The sequence below is a fragment of the Limnobaculum parvum genome, from assembly GCF_003096015.2.
GTDB classification, from domain to species: Bacteria; Pseudomonadota; Gammaproteobacteria; order Enterobacterales; family Enterobacteriaceae; genus Limnobaculum; species Limnobaculum parvum.
Map to the genome: position 1 here is coordinate 32,771 of NZ_CP029185.2, position 8,079 is coordinate 40,849.

Annotated in this window: 5 protein-coding genes; all 5 read left to right on the top strand. The window is 49.4% G+C overall.

Annotated features, from left to right (window positions below):
• The first annotated feature begins 9 nt into the window (after nucleotides 1-9).
• On the top strand, nucleotides 10-2,175 hold the full coding sequence (locus HYN51_RS00045; RefSeq protein ID WP_108900972.1) for a type I secretion system permease/ATPase: 2,166 nt from the start codon (nucleotides 10-12) through the stop codon (nucleotides 2,173-2,175).
• A gap of 97 nt (nucleotides 2,176-2,272) precedes the next feature.
• A complete protein-coding gene (locus HYN51_RS00050) occupies nucleotides 2,273-3,529 on the top strand; it encodes an HlyD family type I secretion periplasmic adaptor subunit (RefSeq protein WP_108902104.1) in 1,257 nt (418 codons plus the stop codon).
• Between the two features lie 9 nt (nucleotides 3,530-3,538).
• On the top strand, nucleotides 3,539-6,037 hold the full coding sequence (locus HYN51_RS00055; protein WP_108900973.1) for a TolC family protein: 2,499 nt from the start codon (nucleotides 3,539-3,541) through the stop codon (nucleotides 6,035-6,037).
• 121 nt (nucleotides 6,038-6,158) lie between these two features.
• The gene (locus tag HYN51_RS00060) at nucleotides 6,159-6,434 is read left to right on the top strand and encodes a transposase-like zinc-binding domain-containing protein (protein ID WP_108900974.1); all 276 of its coding nucleotides are present in this window, start codon (nucleotides 6,159-6,161) and stop codon (nucleotides 6,432-6,434) included.
• Between the two features lie 484 nt (nucleotides 6,435-6,918).
• Entirely contained in the window at nucleotides 6,919-7,353 is a 435-nt protein-coding gene (locus HYN51_RS16760; RefSeq protein ID WP_157952937.1) for a hypothetical protein, read from the top strand.
• Nucleotides 7,354-8,079 lie beyond the last annotated feature (726 nt).

Consider the following 8,079-nt stretch of genomic DNA (forward strand, 5'->3'; position numbering starts at 1 on the left):
GGAATAACTATGAGTCAGGATTTTAATCCTAAAACTGATGCCCAACAGGACAGTTTGCTATGGTCTGTTCAATGGCTTGCGTCTTATTACAATAAACCGGCCAGTGCGGCGGTTTTGTATGCGGGATTGCCGAGAGAAAGGAAACTCACTCCCCAGTTAGCATTACGAATGCTCGATCAGATAGGTATGGGAGTTGGCTGGGTTGAAAGGGATTTAAATCAGTTATTCTCTTACCTGTTTCCGGTCGCGATAACGCGTAAAGACGGTACTCACTGTATTGTCACCGAACGAATGGGCAAAGGCGCAAATACTTCTTATCGAGTTGTGCTGCCGGAGAGTGGCGGTGGTGAAATCACCCTTTCCGCCAGTGCGCTAGGGGAGGTTTATTCGGGATTTGCATTGTTATGTAACCCCAAGCCGAAACTGGATGAGCGCAGTAATGACTGCCTGCCAGAGCCGAATAGAGAGGGGCATTGGCTGTTTTCTACGTTATGGCGCTATCGTCATTACTTTGCCAGTGCAGCGTTAGCCGCGCTGCTGGCTAACGTTCTGACGTTGGCTTCTACCTTCTTCACCATGAACGTGTATGACCGGGTGGTACCAACCCAAGCCTATGTAACCTTATGGTCACTGGCGGTGGGTGTGGCCATTGCTATTACCTTTGAGTTCATCTCACGGTTGGTGAGGGCTCACTTAATTGATATTGCAGGTAAAAAGGCTGATTTATTGCTGGGTACCATGCTGTTTAGACAGGTGATGTCCATTCGGATGGAAAATAAACCGCAGTCATCAGGCTCGTTTGCCAACCAACTGCGTGAGTTTGAATCGGTACGAGACTTTGTGACGTCCGCCACGCTATCCACGCTGTCCGATCTGCCATTCTGTCTTTTATTCCTGTTTATCATCTATCTGGTTGCCGGCCCACTGGCGTTGGTTACTTTGGGTGCGATACCTGTCATTTTGATTGTCAGCATCTATATTCAATGGCCGCTGTCAAAAAACATGAAAGAAAACATGAGAGAAATCTCTCTCAAACAGGGGCTACTGATTGAAACCATCGACGGGATGGAATCGCTGAAAGCCGCCCGCGGTGAAGGTGTAATGCAAAAGCGCTGGGAAGATTTCAGTGCATTAGCCGCAGCTTCTTCCATGAAATCAAAAGCCCTGTCGAGCTTTATGACCACCTTTGTTTCGTTTGTTCAGCAACTGACAACGGTGGTGTTAGTGGTGTGGGGCGTTTACCTGATCCACGCTGGCGAACTGACCATGGGTTCAATGATCGGTGCGGTGATCCTGTCGGGTCGTACCTTATCCCCACTGGCTTCGGTAGTGGGTTTGGCGATCCGTTTCCAGCAGGCCAAGGCCGCGTTGGGTTCACTGAACCAACTGATGAAAATGCCCAAAGAGCGGGATGATAAGATTCACTATCTGTCCGCGCCAAGCTTCACCGGTAATTTACGCTTAAGAAACGTCAACTTTAGTTACCCGAGTGGCAACATGATGATGGCCGCGCCGGTAGTACTTCAGAAAATCAACTTTGCCATTCGTCAGGGTGAGCGGGTTGCTATTCTCGGCAGTATCGGTAGCGGTAAGTCCACATTGTTGAAAGTGATGGCGCGGTTGTTCCAGCCAAGTAATGGCCAACTGATGATTGATAATGTGGATGCCACCCAGGTAGACCCTGCGGACTGGCGTACCTCCGTTGGCTATGTGGGTCAAGACAGCCGATTGTTCTTTGGTACGTTGAGAGAAAACGTTGTGATTGGTAACCCATCCGCAACCACAGAAGAAATTCTTGCTGTAGCTCGTATGACCGGGCTGGATAAAGTCGCTTCTCGTCACCCATTAGGTTTTGAAATGCCGATTGGTGAGATGGGACAGGGTATCTCCGGCGGTCAGAAGCAGCTGGTTTCACTGGCGCGTTGCTTACTACTGAAGCCAAAAGTCTTGTTGATGGATGAGCCAACCAGTTCGATGGATGCCATGACCGAGTTGCAATTTATTCAGCAATTAAAAGCAGCAATAAGCGATCAAACGCTGATATTGGTGACCCATCGTTTCTCACTGCTGGAACTGGTCGACCGCTTGATTGTGCTGGATGAGGGCAAAGTGGTGGCAGATGGACCGAAAGATGAGGTTATTGCCGCGCTGAAAGCCAACGGTAAAGCACAGTAACAAATAGTTTTTAGGCTGTTTCAAGCATAAAGTTATACAGAAATTAACGGGGCCGAAAGTGACAGAGAGCAATAATGGTGCGGGGAAATCAGGTTCCATGACAGATAAAAAACAGCAGGTGAGTGGAGGGCTACCTTCACCAACAGGCAAAGTGAAATCAAGTGATTTGCCTTATATGCGCGACTTGCAGGAAGCGTTGATCGAACAAAAAACGCCGTTCAGCATGGTCATGCTCTATTTAATTGCGGCCGTATTGGTCATTGCGATTATCTGGGCGAAATTCGCTCGGGTAGAAGAAGTGACGCTGGGAGAAGGGCGAATTATTCCCGCCAGCCGTGAACAAGTTATTCAGAGCCTAGAAGGAGGGATCCTAGAAGAGCTAAATGTGCACGAAGGGGACATCGTCGAGAAAGGGCAGATACTGCTAAAAATCGACCCAACGCGGGTGGGCGCGGTGTACCGCGAAGGGGTTTCTAAAGTGATTGGCTTGAAAGCGTCGATTGCCCGGTTACGTTCAGAAGCCTACGGCGTTCCGCTGGAGTTCCCGGCCGATGTGAAAGCGGTGCCGTCGGTAGTCAACGATGAAACTCAGGCTTATAACGCACGCAGACAAACGCTGGATGAGAGTGTGAAAACGCTGAAAACCAGCCTGCAACTGGCCCAGAGTGAAATTAACCTGTCTGAGCCGTTGATGAAAAAAGGGCTGATGTCGGAAGTTGAGCTATTGAGAATGCGCCGTCAGGCCAACGAATTTAGCCTGCAAATTGCCGAACGCCAAAACCGATTCCGTTCTGAAGCCAACGCCGAATTGAACAAGTTTGAAAGTGAACTGGCCCAAACCGTGCAGAACGTGGCGGCGCGGGAAGATGTCATGAACCGTACCACCATTGTTGCCCCGGTGCGGGGCACGGTCAATAACATTAAGGTGACCACGGTAGGTGGGGTAATCCAGCAGGGGGCGGAAATCATGGCGATTATTCCGCTGGAAGATCAACTGCTGGTGGAAGCCAAGATTAAGCCATCGGACGTGGCGTTTTTGCATCCGGGCCTGCGCGCAACGGTAAAAATCACGGCGTATGACTACTCGATTTACGGTGGGCTTAGCGGCACGTTAGAACATATCAGCCCGGATACGCTAAAAGATGAAGACAAGATGCGTCAGGGGCGGGGTGAAAGCACCTATTACCGGGTGTTAGTGCGGACTGACAAAGCAGCGCTGACGGCGAAAGATAAAGTCTTCCCCATTATGCCGGGGATGATAGCGACGGTAGAAATCAGAACAGGAGAGAAAACCATACTGGATTACATCCTGAAACCGGTCTTGAAGGCCAGAGAAGCGTTCCGGGAACGGTAAGGTTATATTATGAAAATCAAACAACTTGCCCTGCTCACGCTGTCGCTGTCCGTGTCCTTAACGACCGCGACATCCGCGAGGGTTGATGACAGCCTGATGCAATCACTGCAGCCGGGTCGCCGTGCGGGGGTGGTTAATCCACCGCCACCGTCAATGAAGAAGCCCGTAGTGCCCTCGGTCCCGGTAGAGCAGGCCCGCTCATCCGATCCGGTTATTCTGATGCCGACGCCGGTATCAGCCACGCCGGCCCGTGCCGTTCAGCCAACGATTGTGGTACCGCCACCGGTGGCGGTTTCGACCGTGGGTCGAGATGGTAAAGGGTGGATAGCCGATCCACCGCGCGTTCAACCTGCCGCTCAACCCGAGCCGGTGAGCCAACCGTCACGCGCCCCTGCAACCGCCGATCATGATAATCAGGTGTTGGAGCTGATGGATATTGAGACGGCTGAGACAGCGCAGGCCCCTGCGGAGCCGGTAGTGAAAAGTGTGAGTACGCCGGTTGTGGCACCTCAGCCGGTCACAACAGTCCACAATGCGGCCCCCGTGACACCAACCCCAACGGTGCCTACGGCGGCCATAGCAACGGTGGGTCGTGACGGTAAGGCATGGTCGGTAGCCCCGACTCCGGCTAAGGCGTCGTCCGCGGTTGCGTCGTCAACGAAAACTGCCGGTGATGATGCGCAATCGATGGAGTTTATGCCGATTGAAAATACCGAAGGCATGACTGAAAACGCCGGAAATAGTGCATTGGTCAGCGAGCCGGAGCCAAAACGGAGTTCACAAAATCCGGCCCCGGTAGTGGCGATGGCACCTGTGGCTAAGGCCCCAAGCACCGTGGATATGGCCCCGGAGAAGATGACTCCAGCGGCGGCCCCGGCCCCGGCACCGGCCCGCCAGCCGGTGAGTGCGCCGTCGTCGAACGCGGTCGGTAAAGGCCATGATACAGAACAACTCAGTTTTACTGAGCTAGCGTTGGACTCGAATGAGCCGATGACGGAGTCCACTCCTATCGTGGCTCAAGCCGCGCCGGATAACGCCACCGCGACGTCAGGCCATTCAACAACAATGTTGACGGATACCCGACCTGAGATTCAGCCGGTATCCGGCAAAAATAAGACGGCTAAAAATGAGCTGGCGGATACGCCTGCGCTGTCGCCTAAGGGTGATAAGACGGTTCAGCAGGATATCCTGAACTGGACGGTGACGGATACCTCATTGGCACCGGCCGATACCACCAGCAGTGCGGATTTATATAAGTCCGCTCCGAAGCTGTCGGCTTCCGGTAGCAATAAAGCCTCGGTTGATTTTATCAAGGATACGGTGCGACAGGCGCTGGTGTTCAGCCCAGAAATCCGTAATGCCGAGGCGTCATCAACGGCATCCCGATACGACGTAGATGAAATCAAAGGTAAGCGTTGGCCTCAGGTGAAAGTGGGTGCTAACTCACCGATTTCCAGTTTTGGTGGGGGTAAAAGCGTTAGTAACTCAACGGATGTGAGTGATACCAGCGGTTCGGTGTCGATGACGACCACGGTTTATGACTTTGGTAAAACCAGCAGCGGAATTCAGAGCGCCGAAGAAACCTCGAAAGCCTCGTTGGAATTAGAAAAGCTGACGCGTAACCAGATAGCGTTCCAAACGATTTCTGGCGTGCTGGAGTTGGATAAATATCAGAAAGATATTCAAGTAGCGAAACTGTATCAGACCCGCATGTCGGATCTGGTCAAAATGCTGTCGCAAATAACGGAAACGGATAAAGGGCGGGGCAGCGAACTGGTTCAGGCGCGTTCTAAGCTGTTACAGGCTCAAACCAACGTTCAGCAGTTAGAAAGTAAATGGCGAGAAACGCAGATCAAAATGACCCGTTTGGTCGGTCACGAAGTGGCGGTCCCGGAAAATCTCAAGTGGGAAGGGTCCGATCTGTCGACGAACACCATTTTAACCGCGCTGGATAATCACCCGCAAATCTTGCGCGCGAAAGCGGAAGTGCAGGCGAGTTTATATAAGGCGGATGCGATTAAGTCATCCTCTTATCCAAATATCAACTGGGTGGTATCCAAAAGCAGCGCTAAAGATGTGAATGGCGATGAGCAAGCTTGGTACACGGGAGTCAACGTGGAGTGGGACTTGTTTACCGGTGGCTCAGCCTCGGCGTCACAGCAGGCGGCGGCTCAACGCGCGCAGGCGACCCAAATGCAGTTTGAAACCACGGTGTTGGAGTTGAAATACAAAATCCGCAGCATGATCCAGACGCGAGATTCGTCATTCGAGCGAGCAAAAGAGTATCGGAATTTATCGGCCGATACCGACCGGGTAAGAACGATGTTCTATGAACAATGGTACTACTTGGGTAAACGTTCGTTACTGGATGTGCTTACGGCGGAAAACGAACACTTTAACAACCAGATTTCAGCAATTAACAATCAGTACGATGGCTATACCGCGAATATTAGTATTATGTCGGAATCAGCTATGTTACTGAATTGGTTAGGTATGCCGGTTTATTGATCATTTTTCGAATAGAGAGTAGGGACCATTACTATTATATAGCTAATGGTCCCTATGCCGATGAGCGGCATCATTATCCATAAGTCTAATGGATTGTTATGGTAATCATGGAGAATTTGTAGTGAAAAAGGATGTACCCATTTGTCATCACTGCAATCAGAGTGGTGGCATAAAGAAGTATGGTATTACCCAGTCGGGCCATCAACGTTACTTTTGCCGGTTATGCAAAAGAACGTTTCAGACCGGCTATTTTTATAAAGGGCGAGAGCAATATATTGCCGCTCAAATTGAGCGATTGCTGTCAAATTCTTTTACTCCTGAACAAATTAGTGCGGAAATTCAGGTTGATTTAGATACTGTGGAGCAGCATATCAAGATATTAATATCTAAACGATGAAGTAACTTTTTTATGTGTAAATATTCTACCTACCCGTACCTGATGTCACTCATTAAGTATTCATAAAATGAATCAGGTTCTCAGTCCCGCCCTGCTTCCTCAGCGTCCCAAATTCGGGGCTCAATTCCTTAATCAATCGGTATTAGTGCATTAGAACCTATCTTATCAGTGGACTGACCCTATAAAGTTGGACAGTTTGTATTAAACGGTTTTCAAGGTATGGGGTAACCATTCGGCCATCTCACCTTTACCTACAGCTCAAAATTGATCACCCTAAATCTTATTTTCACTACAATAAGGTTTTTATCATGTCAAAATCATCTCGCGCTTCTCTTGAGCGCTGAACCCAAACGCTCACGGCTGCTGCCGGCATTCCCCGGTGAAGCCCGTGAAGAGAGGATACTGACACTCCTTGGTGAGCAGTGTCCCGACTGCGGCCATGCCCTGCATTTTCTTCGTGATGAACTTAGTGAACGTTTAGAGTATGTTCCCGAGCTTTATCGTCCTCCGCCATATTCGCCCACAGTTTAGTTGCCCGTGCTGCCAGACAGTGCATGCCGCTACCTTACCCGCTCAGATTATTGATAAAGGGCTGCCGGGACCGGGCTTGTTGACACAGGTACTGACCAGTAAATATCGTGATCGCCACCCTTGTATCGTCAGTTGGCGACTTACCGTCGAAGTGTGGCGCTCCAACTGCTGGTTGCTATGCGGCGTCACGACGTACAATAGTCTCCGGTACTGCACGCGGATGGAAACCCCACTGTCAATACTGGACTCCGGTAAAGGGGCAACCCTGCTGGGGTATCCGCAAGGCGATAGGCTATGCGTTAAAGCGCAGGCCTCGTTGATAGGCAATGTCTTTATTGGTCGTTTCCTATCGACAATAATCGGGTGGGAAATGTGGTTAGCCCGATAGCCGTAGTCCGTAAGAACGGGCTGTTTGCGGGTTTTCTGCAGGCAGGGCGGCAGGTGTCATAGGCCTGCTGTAAACAGCGAAATTCAATGGTTACCCCCCTACGTCTGGCTACGTGAGTTGTTCCCTATGCCGAGAACCGTTGTTACCTGACCATTGAAAAGATAACCGTTCCGTTTTTGTACCTCAAAGTGAGATGACCGGACGGTTACATCTATCCAATAAATCCTGCCTATTTAGCATTGCCATGTTGATTAGCCCTGCGTTCGCGCCTTGGGATACCCCGCGGGAATCGTTTAAGATATTCAGGGCATAGAGTTTATTACTTTTGTTGTGCTCAATATTGGCAGGTATATATTTTATGGGCTATATCTATATTAAGAAATTAAGTCAATACGATTTTTAGACAGCATGATCTCTTTACAACGGATGATTAAATATAAAGAAAAACGTTCGATAATCTCTTCAATAAACGAATATGTAACAATGTATGTTTATTTATGAATGATGTTAACCTGTAGGTTAAAGAATAATCTTAAATAAGATATGGAAAGATGTATTTTACCAACCTCATGAATAGGTTGATTATTAGTATTGATTTGTTGTTTTGCTTGTTTATAAAATAAAAAGTATCGATATTCTTTGTTTTTAACTTTAAGGAAACTTTTAGAGTATTAATTTTTTTTAAGTTACCCCGCAATATTTACGATCGCAACATTTATCAAATTA

Bases quoted from the DNA above. Each gene is read 5' to 3' on its own strand.
- HYN51_RS00050 (WP_108902104.1), top strand. From the start codon at position 2,273: ATGACAGATAAAAAACAGCAGGTGAGTGGAGGGCTACCTTCACCAACA.
- HYN51_RS00055 (WP_108900973.1), top strand. From the start codon at position 3,539: ATGAAAATCAAACAACTTGCCCTGCTCACGCTGTCGCTGTCCGTGTCC.
- HYN51_RS16760 (WP_157952937.1), top strand. From the start codon at position 6,919: ATGTTCCCGAGCTTTATCGTCCTCCGCCATATTCGCCCACAGTTTAGT.
- HYN51_RS00045 (WP_108900972.1), top strand. From the start codon at position 10: ATGAGTCAGGATTTTAATCCTAAAACTGATGCCCAACAGGACAGTTTG.